Annotated in this window: 13 protein-coding genes and 1 pseudogene; 10 read left to right on the plus strand and 4 right to left on the minus strand. The window is 46.2% G+C overall.

Annotated features, from left to right (window positions below):
* Window positions 1–16 precede the first annotated feature (16 nt).
* Together E5331_RS00085 and E5331_RS00090 are read left to right on the plus strand one after the other, a co-directional pair.
* A complete protein-coding gene (locus tag E5331_RS00085; RefSeq protein ID WP_123482637.1) occupies window positions 17–1,309 on the plus strand; it encodes a TPM domain-containing protein in 1,293 nt (430 codons plus the stop codon).
* 41 nt (window positions 1,310–1,350) lie between these two features.
* Entirely contained in the window at window positions 1,351–2,166 is an 816-nt protein-coding gene (locus E5331_RS00090) for an RsiV family protein (protein ID WP_123482638.1), read from the plus strand.
* Window positions 2,167–2,304: 138 nt separating this feature from the next.
* On the opposite strand, the gene E5331_RS00095 is transcribed toward E5331_RS00090, so the two are convergent.
* The 3 genes from E5331_RS00095 to E5331_RS00105 all read right to left on the minus strand — a co-directional run bounded on the left by E5331_RS00095 (window position 2,305) and on the right by E5331_RS00105 (window position 5,719).
* Window positions 2,305–2,916, minus strand: coding sequence for an RloB family protein (locus E5331_RS00095; RefSeq protein ID WP_123482639.1), 612 nt, complete (start codon window positions 2,914–2,916; stop codon window positions 2,305–2,307).
* A gap of 1 nt (window position 2,917) precedes the next feature.
* Window positions 2,918–4,219: an AAA family ATPase gene (locus tag E5331_RS00100; RefSeq protein WP_123482640.1), complete on the minus strand. Its 1,302-nt coding sequence runs from the start codon at window positions 4,217–4,219 to the stop codon at window positions 2,918–2,920.
* A 477-nt stretch (window positions 4,220–4,696) separates the two neighbouring features.
* Window positions 4,697–5,719: a Fic family protein gene (locus E5331_RS00105; RefSeq protein ID WP_275441013.1), complete on the minus strand. Its 1,023-nt coding sequence runs from the start codon at window positions 5,717–5,719 to the stop codon at window positions 4,697–4,699.
* 854 nt (window positions 5,720–6,573) lie between these two features.
* Between E5331_RS00105 and E5331_RS00110 the strand changes: the two genes are divergently transcribed.
* The 6 genes from E5331_RS00110 (at window position 6,574) to E5331_RS00135 (ending at window position 19,537) form a co-directional block, all read left to right on the plus strand.
* The gene (locus tag E5331_RS00110; RefSeq protein WP_123482643.1) at window positions 6,574–8,481 is read left to right on the plus strand and encodes an ATP-binding SpoIIE family protein phosphatase; all 1,908 of its coding nucleotides are present in this window, start codon (window positions 6,574–6,576) and stop codon (window positions 8,479–8,481) included.
* 27 nt (window positions 8,482–8,508) lie between these two features.
* Window positions 8,509–8,808, plus strand: a complete 300-nt coding sequence (locus E5331_RS00115; RefSeq protein WP_123482644.1) for an STAS domain-containing protein — start codon at window positions 8,509–8,511, stop codon at window positions 8,806–8,808.
* Window positions 8,809–8,957: 149 nt separating this feature from the next.
* Complete coding sequence (locus tag E5331_RS00120; RefSeq protein ID WP_135984265.1) at window positions 8,958–16,199, plus strand: non-ribosomal peptide synthetase; 7,242 nt, start codon at window positions 8,958–8,960, stop codon at window positions 16,197–16,199.
* Entirely contained in the window at window positions 16,196–17,947 is a 1,752-nt protein-coding gene (locus E5331_RS00125) for an MATE family efflux transporter (protein ID WP_135984267.1), read from the plus strand. Before E5331_RS00120 ends, E5331_RS00125 begins: the two co-directional genes overlap by 4 nt.
* Complete coding sequence (locus E5331_RS00130) at window positions 17,932–18,513, plus strand: 4'-phosphopantetheinyl transferase family protein (RefSeq protein WP_135984269.1); 582 nt, start codon at window positions 17,932–17,934, stop codon at window positions 18,511–18,513. The genes E5331_RS00125 and E5331_RS00130 overlap by 16 nt, the downstream gene beginning before the upstream one ends.
* Before the next feature lie 520 nt (window positions 18,514–19,033).
* Window positions 19,034–19,537, plus strand: coding sequence for a hypothetical protein (locus tag E5331_RS00135; RefSeq protein ID WP_135984271.1), 504 nt, complete (start codon window positions 19,034–19,036; stop codon window positions 19,535–19,537).
* A gap of 69 nt (window positions 19,538–19,606) precedes the next feature.
* Here E5331_RS00135 and E5331_RS00140 read toward each other — a convergent pair whose 3' ends face one another.
* Window positions 19,607–20,677 carry an NUMOD3 domain-containing DNA-binding protein gene (locus E5331_RS00140; RefSeq protein WP_135984273.1) on the minus strand — a complete coding sequence of 357 codons (1,071 nt, stop codon included), beginning with the start codon at window positions 20,675–20,677 and terminating at the stop codon, window positions 19,607–19,609.
* A 443-nt stretch (window positions 20,678–21,120) separates the two neighbouring features.
* On the opposite strand from E5331_RS00140, the pseudogene E5331_RS20905 reads away from it, so the two are divergent.
* A pseudogene (locus E5331_RS20905) lies at window positions 21,121–21,588 on the plus strand (transposase); the annotation flags it as partial.
* Between the two features lie 277 nt (window positions 21,589–21,865).
* On the plus strand, window positions 21,866–22,786 hold the full coding sequence (locus E5331_RS00150; protein WP_275441014.1) for an Abi family protein: 921 nt from the start codon (window positions 21,866–21,868) through the stop codon (window positions 22,784–22,786).
* Window positions 22,787–22,792: the final 6 nt, after the last annotated feature.

Genomic DNA, 22,792 nt, shown 5'->3' on the forward strand with positions numbered 1-22,792 from the left:
GACAAAATGACAAAAAATGAAAAATAGACTTGGAATATTATTGATGTTGCTTGTCGGGTGTATGGCGGCTCTTGCCAAGGACTATACACCGGATGAGATTGTGAATCCCAACATCGCTGACCGCAGGGTCTACGTCGCTGACCCCGGCAATCTGGTAAGCTCATCCGTGAAGGCAAAGGTGAATGATGAGCTGTATTCGTTGCGCCGCGCCACGGGTGCAGAGGTAGTGGTGGCGGTTGTGCCGTCAATTGGCGACATGCCGATAGAGGATTTCTCCGAACGGCTGTTTGCCCGCTGGGGTATCGGCAAGTCGGATAAGGATAACGGTGTGCTGATACTGATAGCCCCCGAACAGCGACGTGCACGTATCACCACGGGCTACGGTGTGGAGGGTGTGCTTCCCGACATATCTGCAAAGAAGATAATCGACCGTTCGATAGTGGCAAACATGAAGCGTGACGATCTTGACGCGGCGGTGGAAGCATCGGCACATGACGTGGCGCAGGTGCTGTCTGACCCCGTTGCAGCCGCCGAACTGAAGAGCGATCAGAAGGAGGCATGGGAAGGTGGCGGTCAGCAGGAGTCTATCTCCGGCGACACGATCCTATCGTTTATTGGATGGCTTGCATTCGGGTTCTTCCTCGTGGCGTTCGGACTCTTCTGCTACGACGTTGTGCGTGCGCGTGGTAAGGATCGCTACCGCAAGGCTATGATATGGTATGGGCATCGCACTGCCTACTGGATAATAGCCGTATGTTCGCTTGGTCTGGGTCTGGTGCCTGCCTTGCTTGCGGAATGGCAATACCGAAATGCACGCAACAAACCGATGAAATGCCCGTCATGCGGTGCAAAGATGCGTAAGTTGAGTGAGGAGGAGGATAACGAATTGCTTAACCCGTCGCAGGATTTCGAGGAGAAGATAAAGACGGTTGACTATGACGTATGGGTATGTCCGGAGTGTGGGGTAGTGGAGCGTTACCCGTTCCGTGCCAAACAGTTGAAATATACGGAATGTCCGAAATGCCATACCATTGCCATGTGTCTTGTGCGTGACCATACGATAGTGCCCGCCACCACGCGTCAGACGGGTGTAGGCGAACGGATATATGAGTGTCAGTTCTGTCATTATCGTGAGAATAAACGCTACACCATCCCCAAGAAGGATGATGGTTCGGCAGCTGCATTGGCAGCCGGAGCCATACTCGGATCCGGACGCAGAGGTGGAGGCGGTGGCTTCGGTGGAGGCGGCTTTGGCGGTGGTTTCGGAGGCGGTTCCACCGGTGGAGGTGGTGCCAGCGGAGGTTGGTAAACTAATCAAGGGTGCAACAAAATGAACAAATAAAATTTATTATGAAAAAGAAAAGAGAGGTTCTGTCAGGGGTGGGCACTATGCTGCTTCTGATGTCAGTGGCTTCATGCAACAATAATGCAAAGGATAAATCTGCTGAGGCGGATGCTTGCGGTGCATCATTAGTGGAACTTGAAAGTTATAAATACGACGTGATAGCGGCATACCCTGATAGCGATGCCCTTGACGTGGAGGGTGGAAAATACTGGCGGTTCTCCGGCAGTGGCATCCTCCCATTGAAGGTAGGCGATAAAGATGTCACTACATTGCGCGATTCATTGATGCGTCTTGCCAAGATGGAGATGCCCGGGAAAGACAAGGCTGCACCATTGCTTGACGATGATCTGACAGCCACAACCGTCTCACCCGATTCCGCCAAGGCATGCAGCCAGTCTGTCAACCAAATCAGCGTGGCACTCACCACTCCGGAACTGGTGGTATGGAAAAACTTTTACTACACCTACATGTGCCGTGCCGCACATGGATTCTATTCCACCACCTACATCAACTACGGAATAGAGGATGGTAAGATACTCTCAGTGGCAGACCTCATGCAGCCCGGCTACGAGCAGAAATTGACGAAACTCATCCGCAACCGTATTTCAGAAAACAAAGTGCCGTTGCTTGAGTCCGTTGATAGTGTGTCGATACCCAACAACTTCGAACTCACCACCGACGGCATCAACTTCATCTACGGACTATACGAGATAACCCCCTACGCAGCCGGCGAGATCACGATCGAGTTCAAGAGCTACGAACTTGACTCCCTTCTCACCCCCGCCGCCGCCACCCGTTACTTCGGCATCCTCCCCGACTGACATCCCCCTATAGCTACATAACATTACCGCTTAATTTCGGCAATAAACTTGATTTATTGCCGAAATTAAGCGGTGTCTTACTATTTTTTTTCAATAATCCTTGGGGTTATACATAAAATGAATACGATAAAAGATTGGCTATTTTGAGACTAATGTATTCAGTAGCTGTATTACTTTATGAATCTCGGAGTATGCTTTTAAATCCTCAGGGGAGGCTTGGCAGAGCTGGCATAGCTTTTCGGAATTTGTCGTGGCTCTTTCTAAATCACCATTCTCTGTGAGGTATTTGTAGAGATTGGTGCGTATGAAATACCGTTTCGTTTTTTCATACCCTGGCATATACTTCTGTAGTTCGGGCAGTAGTTGCTCATAGCTCTCATATCGTCGGCAAACTACATTTGGTAAGAAGTGGAGCAGGAACCAAAATTCTGTGCATGGATTTGTTTCTATGAATATTACTCTTCCTGAATATTTCTTTGTGTTGTACTTTTTCTTTGCCCGTTGGTACAACTGCATTTCAGAAGGGTATTGAAACAATCTATCCATATCAAACAGGCATACGACATAATCATATTGCTTGTTCAGGTAGGATTCTACCAGCTTCAGAATATGATTGATGTCGCTATGCTGTGGAAAATCAGGCGCAACTTTGAATGGATAGCGGCATGCTATTCTTAAAGAGTCGAAATAGAACCATTCAGTTTCTCCTTCACCGATGATGGCTATACTTTTTGTTACTGTCCGTCCCATGTCATTGGTTGTTTAGGGTGAGGTATTGGCTGCCAAGGAACGGAAGTTTTACTAATTTCCCTTGCTTGTATGCGTTGTAGGGGGAGAGGTTCTTGTGCAGGCCTAAGTTGGAGAGCCGGACTATACGGGTTTCTCCAAGTTCGTCTTTGTCGGTAAACCATATTATGTCGCGACGGATGAAATCTTCGTTAAGAAGATTGATATCGTGGGTCGTCAGAAGCATCTGGGAGGTGCCATCGCTGTTTGCAAGGAACACTTTCAGAAAATAAGCCAACAGTTCGTAGTGGATGCTTGTTTCCACTTCGTCAATCGGTACGAAACGATTGGTCTTTAAGAGGAAATTTAGAATAACTGCCAATCCCATGAACCGCATTGTGCCATTTGATTCATATTCCTCCGACAGTTCATATAGTCTGTCGCCGACTTTATGCTTGAATGTCAATTCTGTATTGGTGATTTTCCCTTTCCTGAGCATATCCGCCTTTGCCTCATCACCGATAGGGGCATTTTGAATCAATTGTTCCAATTCCGGGGTGATTAATTCTTCCTCTTCATTGAGTGCAACATCTTCAATATTGAAATCTGATGCCTTCAGAAAATTAAGGATGAAATTTTTCAAATCTCCGTTCTCATCTTTATCCAATTGAGATTTGATGTATCCTGACAGCAACATACCGGGAGCCAATACATCTTTCACTTGTTTGGCAAAGTAATCATACACCTCATTAAGTCTTGTTCTTTCCACGTTGCTCTTGCCAAACGCTGCAAGCACGCTACAATTATTGATGGTATTGCCTGAGATGATTCCTTGACTCTTCTTGGCCATTTTAAGATTTGTGCCAAATTCTATGACTGAGGAATCAGTCGAGGCATCATAGGTGCGGCTATACAGTTTGGTGGGACGAATGGAATCATATACAATCAAGGTCTCTGAATGGATATACTTTGCATCCAGTTCAAAACTAAGGATATATTTGGTCTTATTGATATAGAATACCATCGACATTCTTGTCTTTTCATTTCTTGACGAGTCATCCAACATGAATGGAACGACTTGCGTTGTCTCATTTCGGTCTTTGGGCATTCTTAGAACCAACATCCTGAAGAAATTAAAGGCGTTTAAGATATTTGTTTTACCGGATGCATTAGCCCCATAAATGATCCCGATTTTCAGTAATCTGACCCCTTCTTTAACTTCATACGAATATTCATCAGACATAAAAGTGTCTGATGACGGTTCAAAACTGATTTTTTGAGCAGATTTAATAGAGAAAAAATTTTCGATGCTGAATTCTGCTATCATAATTGTCGATTCTATCTGATTTGTAATGAAGTTGTCATAACTTCAATGCAAAAATAGAAATAAAAGATGATATAATGAAATTTTAGTGGTATATTTTGTAGTTTTATTACGAAATATGGATTTAAAACTTAAATTTAAGCGACTTTAATATGGCAGATTATAATATCAATGTGACTTCCCTTGAAGAGTGTTGGCGATTTGAGGGGTGACTTATTGGTTACGGGTCGGGTGATGGTCAACTGATTTCCGTGATACGATATCTCTGTCAGATGATAGACTTGAGTGTATCAGGGTGATTCGGTTGTATCGGTTGTATCGGTTGCGATACAACCGATACAGGCGATACAGGCGATACAGGCGAATCACTTGGGTCGTTCGAACCAGATGAATCACTCGAATTGATATGGCTCAATCAATAGGAGTATCAGCCACTTTTTCAGGGATAAAACTTGAAAATTGGGAACTTGCGAGCTGCAATTATGGTACGGATGGAGTTATGAACACTCTGTAGCCATCTGTTGTCTTCTCAATATATTTTTTCTCCAATAGGCTTTTTATTTGTTTGTTTACAGATCTTATGCTGATATCGGCATTCTCTGCCAATGATTTGTTTGAAATTGCCGGATCCAACATAAGTGATTTTAGAATTATTGGGGCACTTGACGTCAAAAATTCAATCTTTTCTCCGTCATACCACCACACATTCTCTCTCTTGTCGGTGATAAATTCAATATCAGCTTGCATCTCCTCATTTACTAAATTGGTGAAATATCGTCTGAAATGTCTTATTTCATCAAGAGTTGCTTTAGCACCTTTAGATGGCAGGATTCCGACTATTTTGTCCGACATACTCAATGCATCAAGATATTCATACTTCTTTCGGCTCCTTACCACTATCATTGGATAATTATGGCGAGCAAGAATGAAGTTGACCAAAAGTCTGGCAATACGTCCGTTTCCATCTTCAAAGGGGTGTATCCTGATATAACGATAATGGAATAATGCAGCCAAATCTACGGCGTTAATCTCACCTTTAGATTCTTCTTCATTATACCAATCTATCAAATCAGTCATAAGTGCAGGCGTTTCCTCCGGTGAAGCATACTCAAAGCGTTCTCCTGTGCGGGTTATGACGCTATTTGGTCGTGTTTTGTATTGACCTGCGTGCACTATATACGATGTGTACTCACCACCAGGAAGTTTCCTATAGACCTTATAGTCTTCCCGTAGAAGAGTTTTATGGAGCTGGCGAATGAAATTTTGTGTTAATGGCATATCCTTAGTCAAGGATTCAACCTCCATCAGTTTAAGTCCGACATCACTTGCTTTCATGTCGTTATAGTCTTTCAATTCCCCTTCTCCCATCACTTTCCCAAAAATTAGCAGAAGTTCTGTTTGTCCGTATGTTAGGGTGTTGCCTTCAATATGGTTGCTATTATAATTGAAGTCAACCGTAAATCGCATACTGAGTCTATGCCTGTCAGATTCATCTAAAGGCATAAGCGATTGCCATTTTTGATATGTTTGATCAATTGTCATTTGATTCTTAATTATTGTTAAAAGAACCTATATTGGTTCATATAAGGAACCAATATAGGTTCTTTTAACATTTTTTTACATTGCGATATTGCGGAGTTAGTCTTTGTCAGAAGAATGCAAATATACAACAAAATGTTTTGTCTTGAAATAAGTTGGGTCATATTTTTGATTGCAGAATTGTCTTTTCAGTTCTGGCATCTTATGAGTGGGTTGATATTAAGAGGAAGTGCGTTTTTATATCAAGGAGATTATTGGCTTGATATCAATGAGATTGCAGTTGATATAGGATATGTCTTCTTGATATTATGTTGGTTACTTAACGTATGAAAGGTTACTTTTATACATGACGCCTCTATTCATTCCTTCTTATAAGAATGAAGACTTCTTTCTTTGTCATCTGTTTCCGACTCCATGTTACCTGTCGCTTGTTATTTGTTATTTTGCGCGAAGCGCACTGAAGCGTATTGCAAAGTTAGGTATGGAGTATTTGATGGGTATGTTATTTTGATACTGATATGTTCCGGTGATTCTCCTGTATCGCTTGTATCGGTTGTATCGCTTGTATCACTCCGATACAACCGATACAGGCGATACAAATAGGTATAAGTAGATATAGATATGCTTTGATATACATACAGATACGCCCATATACACATGGATACACTCAGATACACACCGATACGGGCGAATCACTTTGTCGTTTACGGAATAATTATTACTTTTGCTATCATGATGAAGTATCGCATGCTTTAAACGGTCAACGATAAACGGTCAACCGTAAACCATAAACGATAAATTAAAAAAACGTCTGGAGGATGAAGCTATCGTCAGCTATATGTGGATATGTGGCATGTGTATGTGCCATGATTTTATTGGTATTGTCATTGGTTATTGATCGGGCTGCGGCACGGCATGAGTCGGAGAAGGCAACCCGTATCACGCGCACTATTCAACATGAGACGCTTAATTCTGTCAAGACTCAGCTTGAGGCTGACGTGCCGATGAAGACTGTGCTTGACCAGCTTGTCGGACTGCATATTTATCCTGATAGCCGTTCGTTTATTTTTGATGGGGATCAGCCCTTCCAGGAGATGGATTATGCCGGAGATGAGAGGTTGCAGCGCGCCTTGCGTTCTGCCATAAATAATAAGGAAATATTTGAGGATGACAGCAAGATTAATCTGAATGGTAAAGACTATATCCTCAACAGATCCGCTATACCGCATACTAAGCTACAGATCTACACACTGACCCCGTATTCTTCCGTGACCGGCTCTTTCGTGCATCTGAAGAAACCGATTCTAATTCTGATTTCGGTCGGTTTTATCCTTATGATGGTGGGGATAGTCATAGTGGTCAACGTCGGTATGCGTCCGCTGAAACGTCTTGCTGTCGCGGCTGACGAGATTGGTGCCGGAAATTTTGATGCACCACTTCCTGAAAAGGTCATATATAGCGACGTGAAATGTCTTCGCGATGCAATGGAGCGTATGAAATCGTCACTCAGTGAGCTTATCGAGCAACGTGCTGCTGAGGCTGCCGAGAGCGGACGGATAAAGAGTGAACTGGAGATAGCAAGTGCACTCCAGCAGTCGATGCTTCCGAGTATGTCGCAGGTGAAGAAGATGAATGATTGCGCCATTCAGAAGGGGGCGATATTGAAATCGGCACGTGAGGTGAGCGGAGATATGTTTGACTTCTATAAGGTATCCCCACGCCTTACTTATTTCATCATAGACGATGTGAGTGGGAAGGGGGTGCCGGCTTCGCTCGTGATGGCTGCCACGAAATACCTTTTCCGCTTTGCCGTGAGTCAGAATCTGGGTCCAAAGGAGATTTGCAACTGCATTAACCGGATACTGAGTGAGGGGAATACCCGCTACATGTTTGTGACGGCTATTGTAGGGCTAATTGATGAGGAGAAACGATGTGTGACTTTGGCAAATGCAGGTCATAATCCACCGATAATGTTGCGAACCACTTCCGAAGGTGTTGACGGGGAGTACATCAAACTGACCCCATCCCTACCGTTGGGACTGATGGAGGATACCGTCTACTCTGAAACGGAACTGACTCTCTCTCCAGGTGATAACCTGTTGCTTTATACGGATGGTTTCGTTGAGGCTGAAAATGAGGATAGCGTGCAATTCGGTGAACAGGAGTTCCTGAAAATTGCAATTGAATATGCAGCGGAGGGAGCCTATCCGCAGCAGCTTGTGGAGAGATTGGCAGATAGGGTTGAGGGTTTCTCCGGAAACAGGCTTAGTGATGACATGACCGCGCTGAGCATCAGTCTTCCCGCTAATGAGGAGGAGATCCGGTTGCAGCTTGGATATGATAAGCATGAACTGGAGAGGATCGTGAATGTGGTCAGTGATGCCAAGATGCGCAACGGTTGGAGCGAAGCCGCCGAGATGCGCGTGAATTTGGTGATAGAGGAATTGTTTGCAAATGTCATAATGCACTCCCATCCTCAAAATGCGACAGATAAGATCATAATCAGCATCCTTCCGGAGAAATCATCCGTGAAGGTTACTATAGAGAACACCGGTGAACGCTTTGACCCGCTCTCCGATGCCCCGACACCGGATTTAAGTTCGGATCTCGACGACCGTAATCCCGGTGGTCTTGGTCTGCATCTGGTATTCAATCTCTCTTACGACGTGAAATACAGATATGAGAATGGAACCAACATATTAACTCTAAATATAAAAACCGAATAATAAAAACTGAATAATAAAAAACTAAATATGAATATAAATGTAACAAACACTCCCGATCTCCTCACAATAGCATTGGCAGGTCGTCTTGACACTGCCACATCCCCTGATTTTGATAATCAAGTGGCTCAATATCTCACTCCCGCAAACGTCAAGGATATAGTCATCGACTGCAGCGAACTGGAATATATCAGTAGTGCCGGATTACGGTCGCTGATAATCGTGCTGAAGGCTGCAAAGGGTGCCGGGCACACGGTAAGACTCACAGGCGTGAAGGAACAGATACGCACTGTCCTTGACATGACGGGTATCTCATCACTGTTTAAGTAACTGAAGTTTCGCAAGCTGCACTTCAGAGGTTTATAGTTTAAGGTTTAAGATTCACGGAAATCTATGAATCTTTTCATTATACAAAATTTAATGATCATAAACCATAAACCATAAACTTTAAACCATAATTCCCCTAACTAACAACAGACATGTTAACTCAATCTCAATTAGGTATATATATTGACAGCCTACAGAATGAGGCGTCAAATCCCTATCATAATCCGAGGCTTATGCTACTTCGCGGAGTGACTGACCCGCAGGCTCTCGCGGATGCTATAGGGAAGGTCATCGCCGCACACCCGGCAATATCAGCAGTAATCTCCCTTGACGATGACAGCAACCCCGTATGGCGACATGGTGCTCCCGTCAGTGTGGAGGTAGAGAGGGTGAGCCATGAGCAATTGATGAATAGCCTTGATGCGCTTATCCTTCCGTTTAATCTTGAAGGGGGTGCATTGAGCCGCATCAAGATATTTGATACCGACCGCGGAATCTACCTCTTCATGGACTTTCACCATACTATCTATGACGGCGTTTCACGCAACATCTTCCTCCGTGATATTGCGCGTGCCCTAAATGGCGAGGAGTTGCAGCCGGAGGAGACGTCGATCTTCGATCTTGGCGAGGAGGAGGCGGCACGTCGCAAATCGGCTGACTATGAGCTTGACCGCGATGCATGGACCGAACTGCTGAAAGGGGCGGAGACTGAGACGGATCTGATCCCGGATGTCAACACTCCGGCTACCGGAGAATATGCACAGTTGCACCATGACATGGGAATTGATGCTGCCGACTATGAGGCATACGCGAAACGCATGGGTATGCCGCGCAGCGTGCCCGCGACAGCCGTATTCTCCCTCCTTATAAGCCGTCTGTATCGTCGTGATGACGTGACGTTTGCCACAATATATCATGGTCGCGACAACAGCCGTTATGACCATACCTTCGCCATGATGGTGCGTTCCCTCCCCGTCAGGGCAATCATTACGAAAGAGACAACAGTGGCATCCCTCTTGGAGCAGGTGAAGAGAAATTTGGGCATAGTGCGTAAACATTCACTCTATTCATTTGCGGAAGCCGCTCAGGATTTTGGCATCAACTCCGACCTGATATTCGCCTATCAGGGTGAATACAACCGTCTGGCGGAGATAGCAGGGTATGAGCCGGAGCAGGTGCCGTTGAAATTCACTGCGACGGGTGCGAAGATAACCCTCAATCTCAACATCATAAACGGACGGCTGGTGCTTACCGGCGATTATCGTGCCGACTTATATTCATCCCACTTCATGCAGGCATTCGCATCGGCTTATTCCGAACTACTGCGCTCGATGATGCGTAGCAGCGGGGATACTCTGACGGGCACATTGTCATCAACAGATGAGGCTGAGATGAGGAAACTCGAACGCTTTTGGTATGGCGGCGAGGGGATCATATCCGACAAGAGCGCGACAATACCCTCACTCTTTGCAGAAAGTGCGCGGCGCAATCCGGATAACGTGGCGGTGGTGTATGATGGCAGAAGTCTTACGTATCGCGAACTCGATTCAATCACCGATGCACTTGCAGCTGAACTCATTGACCGCTTTGGCATACGCCGTGGCGACCGTGTGGGTGTTATGATCGAGAGGTCGGAACTGATGGCGGTGTATCCGCTTGCCATAATGAAGGCGGGGGCTGCATATATGCCGCTTGACCCGCACTTCCCGCAGGAACGACTTGAATTTATGGTGGAGGATGCCGGTCTTGACCTGATCCTTGCCGACACCGGGATTGTGGCGGAGAAACTTCCGGCATATAGCGGACGGGTGTTTGAAGCGTCGTCGCTTGCCGGTCTTCCGAAGGATGCGGCAAAGGTTGATATGTCGGAGTCGGAGTTGCCGATGGTGATACTCTATACTTCCGGCTCGACCGGTAAACCTAAAGGAGTTGAGCTTACGCAGCATAATATCGTGAATTTCTGTGGGGCATACATAGAGATGACCGGACTTTGCGCCACCGATCGCACCGGCGCGTATGCCGCCTTTGGCTTCGATGCCCATATAATGGACCTTTATCCTACGCTCATCAGCGGCGCGACGGTGCATATCTTCAGCGTGGAGCTGCGTATGGACCTCACGGCTATGCACGACTATATCGAGACTCAGGGTATCACCGTTATGTTCATGACCACTCAGATAGCATGGCAGATGGCCACGCTATTTGACTTCACCACGTTGCGCATCCTGTCGGGTGGCGGCGAGAAACTTCCTCCGTTGAATCCGCTCCCTTACCGCTTCTGTAATGCCTACGGTCCGACGGAGTGCTCGGTGTTTGCCACTGCCTTTGAGGTGACAGCCCCGACCGACGGAAGAATCATAGGGCGTCCGATACCGGGTTATGAGGTGCGCATACTTGACCGCGACCTAAATCCGCTCCCCGCCGGACTTACCGGTGAGATCGTAATCATGGGCGACGGGGTAGGTGTGGGCTATCTTAACCGTCCGGACCTTACCGCTGAGAAATTCATCACGATTGATGGCGTGAAGGCATACCGCACAGGGGATCAGGGTCGCTACACTGCCGATGGTGAGATAGAGTTCATCGGTCGTATGGATGGCATGGTCAAACTGCGTGGACTCCGCATCGAGCTTGGCGAGATCGAGGCTGTTGCCACCAGACATGAGGCTGTCAAGGCTTTCTGTGCTGTGGTGAAGGAGATTGGCGGCGCACAGAACCTTGTGGGTTACTACACCACGAAGGATGGTGCCGCGCTGGATGCCGAGGCATTGCGCGCATTTATGTCGGAATCGCTCACCGAGTTTATGGTGCCCTCCGTCATAATGCCATTGAAGGAGATGCCGTTGACCCCCAACGGTAAGATCGACCGCCGGGCGTTGCCTGTGCCGGAGGTTGCCGCTACCGAGATAGTGAAACCGGAGGGTGAGAGTGAGACTGCATTGTTCCGACTCGCTGCCGATGTGTTGGGTCATACCGATTTCGGCGTAACCACCAACCTGCTCTCCGTAGGTCTGACCTCGCTTATGGCGATGCGCCTTGTGGCTGCAATCATGAAGGAGAGAGGGGTGAAAATCACTGCAAAGACCATAATGTCTGACCCCACGATAAGTGGTATCGCTTCCGCTGTCGGCAATGCCGATGCGGTCAGCACTCCGGCTGCCGAGTCCCCTCGTCAGCTGCGACGTTACTATCCGCTTACAGAGAATCAGCGCGGCGTCTACATTGATTGGGAGATGAACCGCCGCGCCCTGCAATATAATATTCCTCAGGCATTCCGTTTTGCCGACGGCACCGACCCCCTGCGTCTGCGTGAGTCCGTAATTTCGGTATTGAAGGCGCATCCCGGACTGCTGACAAGGCTCACCGTGCGTAATGGCGACGTGATGCAGATGCGTTGCGACGAGATGCCGGAGATTGCCATAACGGAACTTGATAAACGCCCCGACTCACAATTCTTCCAGCAGAAGATAGTGCCTTTCGACCTTCTCAGCCAGCCGCTGATACGATGCGAGATATTCACATACGGCAAAGAGGTGTATATGCTTCTCGACGTACACCATATCATCTTCGACGGCGTGTCGGCGATGGTGTTCAGCAATGACCTTGTGCGTGCATATTCCGGTGAGAAACTCACTCCGGAGAGCTACACGGCACTTGATCGTGCGCTTGACGAGCGTGAGCTGATGGCAGGCGACGATGCAGACAAGGCCCGCGAATGGTTTGACTCATTGATCGGCGATTCCGAACCGACGTCATATCCCCACAGCCGCACTCCCGAATCAAGCATATCGGGAGCGATGGGGCGTATCAGGCTACTTATGGACTCTACGGAGATAAAACGTTTCTGTTCCGCCAACGGTCTGACGCCAAGCAACTTCCTTCTTAGTTCATTCCTACAGTTGCTTCACCGCCTTATCCGTGAAGAGTCGGTGCAGATCGTGACGGTCAATAACGGGCGTGCCGATATGCGCCTGCTCAACGATACGGGTATGTTTGTCAAGACTCTCCCTGTTGTGTCGCGTTGCAAGAAGCCGGATATGACGCCCGCCGAGTTTGCCAAGGGTGTGCAGGAGCAGTTCCTCACATCACAGGATTACGACTTCTATCCCTTCACCGAACTTGTGAGCAGCAAGGGTGTTCGTCCCGAAATCATGTACGTGTTTGAGGGTGGCATATCAAGTGTCACAGAGGGGGCACTCCCGTCGGAGAAACTGCTGTTGAGTCTTGACACCGCCAAGGTGCCTCTGACGGTGCTGATATTCGAGCCTAATGCCGGGGAATATGAGATAGTGGTGGAATACGACAAGTCGCTTTATGCTCATAACGACATGGAGTTGTTGGCTACGATGATGCGTACTCTCACGCTGAGTCTGCCGGAAGCCGCCACCGTTGCTGACGGCAAGATGGTCAACGATGAGCAGGCGAGAGTGCTTTCACAGGTGCGCGACGGTATGCATTGCGACGTGCCATATACTACGTTCCACCGCGAGATGGAGAACCGTTGCGACGAGACTCCCGATGCTCCGGCTGTCATAGCCTGCGACAAGCGTATGACCTACCGCGAGTTTGATGATGAGTGCAACCGCATAGCGAATGCACTGATTAAGCGTGGTGTGAAGCCGGGCGACAGGATCGTGATCCTTCTGCCGCGCCGCTCATATCTCATCAGCAGCATCTACGGCGCGATGAAGACGGGTTCAGCCTATATACCCTGTGATCCGGAATATCCGGTTGACCGCATACGTCTCATCACGGAGGATAGCGACGCACGCTACATAATCACCACTGCCGACAAGGTTGATTCATATCCCGGCAAGGCGATCGACATAGAGGAGCTTCTGAAGGAGACCGACACCACACGCCCCGGCATATATCCGGAGGGTGAGTCGGTGGCATATATGATCTATACTTCCGGTTCGACGGGTCGTCCTAAGGGTGTCATGATTCCGCAGCGAGCCATCTGTAACTACGTCTACGGCTATCGCGAACTCTTCTACCGCAACCGTCCGGAAGTCAAGACAGAGATGCTGATTGTGACCATATCGTTTGATGCGTCGCTCAATAATTTGGGCGTGTCGCTCACGAGCGGTCATGCACTTGTGCTTGCCAACGAGGAGGAGTGCAAGGATGTGGTGCTTCTCTCCAAACTGATGCTTGAAAATCATGTTGACTCAGCCGACGTCACACCAAGCCGCCTTGATGCAATGCTCGAATTGCCGGAGTTCCGTCAGGCAATATCGCAATGCAAGCATCTCAATATCGGAGGTGAGGGCTTTGGCTCGGCATTGATCAACAAGCTGTTTGCCGCCGGATTCGAGGGTATGGCGGTGAATGAATATGGTCCGACAGAGACCACTGTCGGCAGCAATCAGGCGAGTCTGCGACCCGATTCTCCGGTGGTTGCCGGTCCGCCGTTCGTCAATTTCCGCCAGCGTATCGTCGACGCATGGGGCTCTGAACTCCCCGTCGGTGCGCAAGGTGAATTGTATATCTTCGGGCGAGGTTTGGGCTTAGGCTACAATAATCTTCCCGAAAAGACAGCCGAGGCATACATAGATTTTCATGGAGAACGCGGCTACCGCACCGGCGACCTTGCCGGAATGACTCCGGAGGGGGACGTGGTTATAGCCGGGCGTATCGACCATCAGGTGAAACTTCGCGGACTCCGTATCGAGCTTGGCGAGATTGAGGCTGTCGCATCACGTTTCGAGGGTATCAAGCAGGTGGCTGCGGCTGTCAGGGAGATGAACAAGATACAGCATCTCTGCCTATACTACACGCGCAGCAGCGATTCAATCGACAAGGAGGCTCTGCGTGCTCATCTCGCATCATATCTGACCGAGTATATGGTGCCGGATGCCTATACCGAGATTGAGAAGATGCCATTGACCCCCAACGGCAAGATCAACCGTAAGGCTCTTCCCGACCCGGAGGTGGCACCTCTGACCGAATATGTAGAGCCGGAAGAGGGACTTGAAGCCGACATAGCCGCTACCTTCGCCAAGATTCTCAATTCCGAGCGTATCGGTGCGAATGATGATTTCTTCAGCATAGGTGGCACGTCGATCAGTGCGATAAAGGTGGTTGCAGCTTTGGCGGGTGCCGGGCATCAGATCACGTATAAGAACGTGTTTGAGTTCCGTACCCCGCGTGAGCTTAGCCGCCATATCCTCGGCAGGAAGTCAGACGAGGGGAAGGCACAGGTGGCAGAGAGCGGAAGTGTCTCTGAGTTTGCGTCGGTGCTTGACACCAACACCCTTGATGCGTTGCGCAATGGCGAGCGTCAGAGGATGCACAATGTGCTGCTGACCGGAGCGACAGGTTTCATGGGTATCCACATGCTTTGCGAACTGCTGAAAGACCCGACGGTCAAAGTGATTTGCGCCATACGGCGTAAGAAGGGTATCTCGGCGGAGACACGACTCCGCACACTTCTCTTCTACTATTTTAACCGTACATTTGAGGAGTGTTTTGAATCGGGTCGTCTGAGTGTCATTGAGCTTGACGTGACCAAACCGATACCGGCAGATGAGTTGCCCGCCGACATCGACACGGTGATTAACTGTGCCGCAAATGTGAAGCATTTCTCGGCGTGCAATGATATTGAGATGGTCAATGTGGAGAGCGTGAGGAATCTGATTGAATATTGCCTTGCATCGGGTGCGCGTCTGGTGCACGTATCCACAGTCAGCGTGGCAGGGGAGAGTCTTAACGGCTATCCCGACCCGTCGATACTTCTTGATGAGCATAAACTCGACTTCGGGCAGAGCCTTGCCAATCAGTATGTAAGCTCAAAATATGAGGCAGAGCGGCTTGTGCTCACCAACGCACGCGACCGTGGACTTAATGCGAAGATAATGCGCGTGGGCAACCTGTCGGCACGAAGCAGTGACGGCGAGTTCCAGATCAACTTCCGTAGCAACGCCTTCATGGGCAAGTTGCGTGCTTACGCCGTGCTTGGGTGTGCACCCTATGCCGTGCTTGATGCGCCGTGTGAGTTCTCGCCGATAGATGAGGTGTGCCGTGCGATACTTGCGCTTGCCGCCACTCCGAAGGAGATGAGGGTGTTCCAGCCGTGCAACAACCATCGTCTGCCACTTGGCGACGTACTTCATCTGCTGTCGGAGATCGGTATCAAGGTTAAGCCGGTGGAGAGCGACGAGTTTATCCGCGTGCGTTCGGAGGCTATGGGCGATATTGACAAGGTGGAGGCACTGCAGCCACTCATGGCATACGAGTCGGAGGCGTCGTCTCATTCCACGTTCATCCGTTATGACGCAAGCTATACGAATCAGGTGCTCTATCGCCTCGGTTTCCGTTGGAACTATACCTCCCACGATTATGTGAAACAATTCCTGAAGGCGATTGAGTCACTAAATTTCTTTGCGTTATGACAGCTGTAAACAATACGGCATCACGTCGCAGTTCGTATCTTGTGGGGAAAGCGTTCCGCAGTTTCCTTCTTGCATCGGTGCTCACGGCTGCCGCCTCGCAGGTGGGCAACCTGATAGATGGTCTGATGTTGAGTCATTTCATAGGTGAGAACGCCATGAGTGCCATCAATATCACCACGCCTGTCACGCAGACGATGTTTGCCATCTGTATCCTTATCGGGGTCGGCGGCTCGATGCTTGCCGGCATGGCGATAGGGAATCATCGCAGGGATGAGGCGTCGGGCATCTTCTCAATGGTGGCTACGAGTGCTGTGGTAATCGGATTGATAATCGGATCTTTGGGGATGGTGTTTTTCCATCCCCTCATATCCACCCTCTGCCCGGATACAGCTCTTATGGGCTACACCGGAGATTATCTTCAGATAGTATTGCCGTCGGCAGCAATCTATATGCTAATGGTTGTGGTACAGATGTTTGTCACTCTTGATGGTGAACCTAAGAGAGTTACCGCCGCACTGACCACGTGTACGGTTGTCAACCTGTCGCTTGACTATGTTTTCATCGTGCCGCTGAAGATGGGTGTCACCGGTGCGGGTATCGCGACTGTGGTCAGCTATGTTGCGGCAATCACTGTGCTGCTTCTCCATTTCCGGAAGGAGGGGACGTTGCGCTATACATTGCCGCGTCAGGGTGCTCTGATAAAGTCTATTGCCACTATGGGGCTACCGTTCGGAATTGCCACGGTGCTGGTGGCGGTGCAGATGCTGGGTAATAACCTTGTGGCGATAAATCTGATGGGCACGGCGGGTATTGTTGCCCTGTCGGTTTGCATGTATCTGCTGAGGTTCTCGATGATTATACTGACGGGTACCCTTGAATCGTTTCAGCCTGTGGCGGCTATCCTCAAAGGGTCGGGCGACAACGGTGGCGTGTCGCTTGTGCTTGGTAAGGCGTATGGCTTCCTGGCATTCAGTCTTACGCTCTTCGCGTTGATCATGATTCTGTTTCCGGGTTGGATAATAAGTCTGTTCGACATTACTGACCCTGATTCGATGGATATGATGCATAGTGCGTTGCCTGCGTTTGCGTTCAACGTCATACTTCAGGCTGTAGTGTATCTCCTGATTCCCGTCTATCAGCTTTATTCCCATCGAAAACTTGCGTTGGTAATCTCTTTCGGTCAGCCTCTCATGCCACTGGTGTGCTTCTGGGCATTGACCACATTGTCAGCTCATGGGTGTGGGATAAATCCGTGGTGGGGTTTTGCGTTGGGTCAGCTTCTTGTGGCGGTCATCGTGTATTTCTGTACTTTATCACGCCGTCATGATGACAGTGCGCCATTCGTTCTGATACCGCGTGCGAATCCCGACCGTATTTTCGACACTACGGTGAAGCCGGATTTCGGCAGTATGCAGGAGGGTCTAAAGGAGACTGATGAGTGGCTGAAGCGACAGGGTGTTGGTGATGAGATTCGCAACCGTGTTGTGTTGGCTATGGAGGAGTCTGTGAAGAACGTGATTCAGCATGGTCTTTCGAAGCGCAGGAAGTCGGCGATCGATGTGCGTATCTCTCTCGAACCGGATAGTATCCGGTATGTGCTCAATGATGAGGGTGTGCCTTTCAATCCGATGACGTGTAAGCCGGATGGGGGGTATGGTCTTACTATTGTGCAGAACATCTGTGATGATGTGAAGTATGAGTATCTGTTTCATCAGAACATTCTTCAGTTGGAATGGAAACGGCATTGATTGTGGAGGTGCCTGCGGGTCTGACTCCGCAGCAGTTGAGTGTGGAGGCCTATAGGGCACTTGCCCGGTTGTTGCGTGAGGAGTGTTGTCTGGAGGTTATGCCTGAGATAGTGAAGGATTCCAACGGGAAACCGTGGTTTCCTTCACGTCCGGATATCCATTTCTCGGTGTCGCATTGTAGGAGTGCGGTAATGGGGGCGATATCTTCGCATCCTGTAGGTTGCGACATAGAGGATATTGTGACTGATGATGATGTGGGGATGCTCCTTGAAGTGGCGTTCAGTGATGAAGATAGGGAGCGCATACTCGCCGCATCTGATCCCCGCAAAGAGTTGACCCGGCTTTGGACTATAAAGGAGTCAAACGTAAAACGTCACGGTGTAATCCCCGACGATCCCCGTCTCTGGCCTTCAATGACTATCCCTTCTGAACTATCTGCAAACACACATACCCCATCTGCAAACCCCTGCAAACCGATATACACCAAAACCGGCATCACGAAGACCTACGCATGGAGCGTCTCCGGCAATTACCCCGTCCCTCGCTTAAAAAATATAATCCTATAATCTTTTATTCAGTAGTCTTTCTATTAGCAGGTAAGGGGCAGTTTGGATTACTTTATAGATACATAAATCATAAAAAAAAACAGATATTTAAAGTTGTAATACGTTTGATTTTTTGATTCAAAATATAATGGTCTATTTTTAGAAAAGAGCATCTAAAATGTGCGAATTTATGATCCGTGGGTACACTCCATAGGTTTTAATTCTTACTTCAAAAACTGGAATGCGTAATTGAATACCCTATAAAATAATTGACTCGTCATACTCAATAATACAAAGATAAATTGTATCTTTCCTCTAAAGAAAATTTTTTATTTATTCTGCTGGTGTAAAATCTCGTAGATTTTATATAAATTTGCACTTAAATTTGAAAAGTATGTCAACTCGGAATAACGTTGAGTTTTATGAACTTCTGAAATCTCGCATCAAAGAGAAGGTCTCAATCTTTTTGATGAGTAATATTTTAGAATATACTATCAATATCAATCAAATCATACGGTTAAATGTATATATAACAAAAGATATGAAACAATTTATTGTAGCATTTATATTTTTGGCGTTTGTAACAAGTTCATATGCCCAAAAAATAAAAAAACACGAAATAGACAAGTTTACAAAGGAGGAATTTGTACAAACTTCTTCTGTTAAACTATTTGATGTGTTTGGCTTTATGAGAAGACATAAATTTGAATGCTACATTGAGAAACATGGGGATATAATCACAATGCCAGCTATTATGGGATTTGATTGTGAGAATATTAATATTGACAAAAACAGTGGTGTTATATTTTTATTGGATAATGATGAAACAATTGAATTGTTAACTGAATTTATAGGAGATACTGACAGGTATAATAGGTTTTCTACCTGTTTTAAATTATCTCCAGAGGATGTGGAAAAACTGAGAAATAACAAAGTCGTATCTGTTCGAATTAATTATGTTGGTGGACACTATGATGCAGAAGTGAAAGAAAAGAATCAATCTAAAATTTCTAATATGCTCAATTTGGTCCTACCTAAGTTGTGATTTCGATAAAATGAATTTCCATTAGAGCAATTAAACTTGTTTCTCTAATGGAAATCCAAAACTTGGATTTTAATAAGATTGATTGATGAATATTTTCAATAACGTTGGCTTGTGAATATATCTCTTTCTGCCATCCTTTTTATATGGTATATCTTTGATAATATCCATGTGATAATATAGAACATTTCGGTTATGCCCAACCAATTGAACGGCTTCGCCGGTTCCAATCCAAATGGTAGGATCTATATTTTCCGATATCGTAGAAATATTAACGTATTCCCAACGAAAACCACCTGCAGTGGTGCGTTTACCCTTACAACATTTAACAATACAACTACTGTCAATTCCAACTAATTCTCCAGCAGATTTCGTGGAATCAAATTCGGCAATAGGTTCTCTATTAAGAGTTAACTGACGTACCGGAATACTTATATTTTTGCTTATCTTTGTTATTATAGCATCTGTAATCGGATGTTCATTATGATAGATAAGTGCTGAAGCTTGAATTTTCGCTTTATAAGAGTTTGACTTTTTCTTTCCATACCATATATTCTTTTCTCCAGAACGAGATTTGGACATTTTTGCACAAGATTCTTGTGAATGCTTTTTGCCGAACATTCCGTTTTTCTCTCCCTTTAAACTAAGGGATAAGCGTTTCCTATGTTCTTTATCAGAATCGATTTCTCTTCTCCATTCTCTCCATTTGGGATCTTTATATAGAGTTTTCATTCTCACGCTTTGAGCTTCTTTTTCTTCTAATGTTCGAGGAGTGCCAGGTTTCCCTATTCGTGCTTGACTCATTTTTGCTCGTTGTTCTTCTGTGAATTTGAATCCGCGAGTGGTATAACCGCCAAGGGTCATATTATATCCATTGGTATAGCTATCATACTTTTCAATATAAAAAGATTCCAATTCATCGAGTTTCAGAGTTGCATCAAAACTGCAATTAAATTTAATTCTTTCAATCACTTCGTATGAGAATGAAGATGGTCCATATTTTTTACGAGCAGCGTCAATTTTATCGCCACCATATCTCTTGTTAATATTCAAAAAAGTTTTTCGTCGTCTTCGTTCCTGTGTGGTTTGTCCAATATAGATTTTTCCAGAAGGACTTGTGTACTTATATATAATACCTATCATACACTGACCTCCTTTCTAAGTAGAATATTGATGATTGTGAAAATCTGATTTCTGACTATAAATATACCGAAGCTCTTGTCACAAAACAATGTATCGCTATAATCAAGCGATATATAAACAGAATAGAATTCTGTAATCCCATTTATTGAATTTTTCATTTGTTTGAATTTTAAATACTTCCGATATGGAAGCATAGTGAGGGGACAACGAAAGGAAGTCTCCTCTTTAGGGATTACGTTGCAAATTTAATAACAAATTTGGATATTTCAAAATACATATTCATTATGAGACGGCACTTTGAAACAATATTTTAGTTATATACGCGAGTTCTGGATAAGGACTCCACAAAAAAATTGAAACGGCAGCTTGAAGAAAGTTACTGTTCTATTTGATAATATTACTGATATTTAGTAATTTAAGGGTATGTAAATGAGATGCATATCATGGTTACTAGGGATAAATTTAGTGAAATTTTTTTGTATTGCAGACGATTTTTGCAAAGAATTTGAAGTCGAGATGTCAAAAACGCTCTCCCTACCTCAAAAGACGCTCCAATACGTAAACGCATGATGTCCGATTCGGAGGTAATCACAATCCTGATCTGTTTTCACTTCAACAGCTACTGGAATTTTAAACATTATTATCTCGGATGCGTGTGTCAACATTAGCGAGACCTTTCCACGCACATTCTCCTATAACCACTTTGTGGAGGGCATGCTGCGCTGCTTTGTGGCTCTTACAATGATTCTGAGGCTCGCATGTTTCGGAATATGTTCGGGCATAAGTTTTGTTGACAGCACATGCATTCCGGTAATCCATAACAAACGCCAGTTCAACATGAAAGTCTTCAAATGTATAGCAGAAAAAGGAAAAACTCAATGGGATGGAACGTAGGTTTTAAGCTGCATCTATTCGGTCGAGGCTACGTCGTAATCGATACCCTCTACATCGGTGCCGAGAAATTCCCCGTTCATTCCGTCAGCACCTTCAACATTTCAGGCGTGATTTAGCCCTTAAATGTTAAAAATGAGCCTTGAAGCAAAACTTTTCACTGAAATATTTTATAGTATAAATACAAAGTTGTAACTTTGTAACCGTAAAACAAGTCGATTATCGGTTTCTACCGAGTCAAAGATAACCGAACCCGTTAGCATCCCGTTGAACTGCTGGCGGGTCACTTTTTTATATATGAATCAGAAGCCACGTTCTATTGATGAACACATAAAGCACCTTCAAAATCGAGGAATGCAATTCCCCGACATGAATTCTGCTGTTGAATTTTTTTCTCGTATCAGTTATTCCCGGTTGAAATATTATTGGCGTGACATGATAGATGATGAAACCGACGGTGATTTCATCGAGGGTGCCTCGTTTGATACCGTGATTGAACGATATTTGTTAGACCACGACCTCAGAATGATATTGTTTGATGCAATCGAAACTATTGAAGTCGCTTTCAGAGCAAAAATCATCAATCACATGTCGAAAGCAGCAGACAATGGCTTATGGTATCTTGATTCTTCATTATTTGAAGATAAACAAAGGCACCAAGACTTTGTGCTTGACCTTAAATACGAGTTTGAGCGAAGCACTGAACCGTTTGCAAAAAAATATATAGCTGAACATTCTAATTGGGATTCGGAATCATTCAGTGGAGACAATCCGGATGCGTGGTTGATTATTGAGATCGCAACTTTCGGAACATTATCCAAAATGTACAAGAACCTTAAAAGTCAGTTACCTCAGCGGTCGGCGATTGCTAATGATTTCGGACTCTATTCCTCAAAAGACTTTTCTAATTGGATTGAAGTTATCTCATTGCTCAGAAACATAGCGGCCCATCATTCCCGACTTTGGAACAGAAGCTTTAGCAAGAAAGTTTCTGATCCAAAAGGGAAACGTGACCGTTGGCTGAACGGAGCTTTTACCGAGCAACAGAAGAAAAAGCCCTATGCCGTAGCATGTGCAGTGGCTTACTTGTGTCGAGCTATCAATCCTCGACATAAGTTTTCGCTCTCTGTCAAAGAATTAGCCAGCAAATATCAAAATATTTCGTTTGGCAAATATGGGTTTCCTATCCGTTGGGAATCAGAGCCTTTGTGGAGATAAACCAAA

It is taken from the genome of Lepagella muris (genome assembly GCF_004793975.1).
GTDB lineage: Bacteria > Bacteroidota > Bacteroidia > Bacteroidales > Muribaculaceae > Lepagella > Lepagella muris.

Bases quoted from the DNA above. Each gene is read 5' to 3' on its own strand.
- E5331_RS00120 (WP_135984265.1), top strand. From the start codon at position 8,958: ATGTTAACTCAATCTCAATTAGGTATATATATTGACAGCCTACAGAAT.
- E5331_RS00140 (WP_135984273.1), bottom strand. From the start codon at position 20,677: ATGATAGGTATTATATATAAGTACACAAGTCCTTCTGGAAAAATCTAT.
- E5331_RS00135 (WP_135984271.1), top strand. From the start codon at position 19,034: ATGAAACAATTTATTGTAGCATTTATATTTTTGGCGTTTGTAACAAGT.
- E5331_RS00150 (WP_275441014.1), top strand. From the start codon at position 21,866: ATGAATCAGAAGCCACGTTCTATTGATGAACACATAAAGCACCTTCAA.
- E5331_RS00100 (WP_123482640.1), bottom strand. From the start codon at position 4,219: ATGATAGCAGAATTCAGCATCGAAAATTTTTTCTCTATTAAATCTGCT.
- E5331_RS00090 (WP_123482638.1), top strand. From the start codon at position 1,351: ATGAAAAAGAAAAGAGAGGTTCTGTCAGGGGTGGGCACTATGCTGCTT.
- E5331_RS00115 (WP_123482644.1), top strand. From the start codon at position 8,509: ATGAATATAAATGTAACAAACACTCCCGATCTCCTCACAATAGCATTG.
- E5331_RS00105 (WP_275441013.1), bottom strand. From the start codon at position 5,719: ATGCCTTTAGATGAATCTGACAGGCATAGACTCAGTATGCGATTTACG.
- E5331_RS00085 (WP_123482637.1), top strand. From the start codon at position 17: ATGAAAAATAGACTTGGAATATTATTGATGTTGCTTGTCGGGTGTATG.
- E5331_RS00130 (WP_135984269.1), top strand. From the start codon at position 17,932: ATGGAAACGGCATTGATTGTGGAGGTGCCTGCGGGTCTGACTCCGCAG.
- E5331_RS00125 (WP_135984267.1), top strand. From the start codon at position 16,196: ATGACAGCTGTAAACAATACGGCATCACGTCGCAGTTCGTATCTTGTG.
- E5331_RS00095 (WP_123482639.1), bottom strand. From the start codon at position 2,916: ATGGGACGGACAGTAACAAAAAGTATAGCCATCATCGGTGAAGGAGAA.
- E5331_RS00110 (WP_123482643.1), top strand. From the start codon at position 6,574: ATGAAGCTATCGTCAGCTATATGTGGATATGTGGCATGTGTATGTGCC.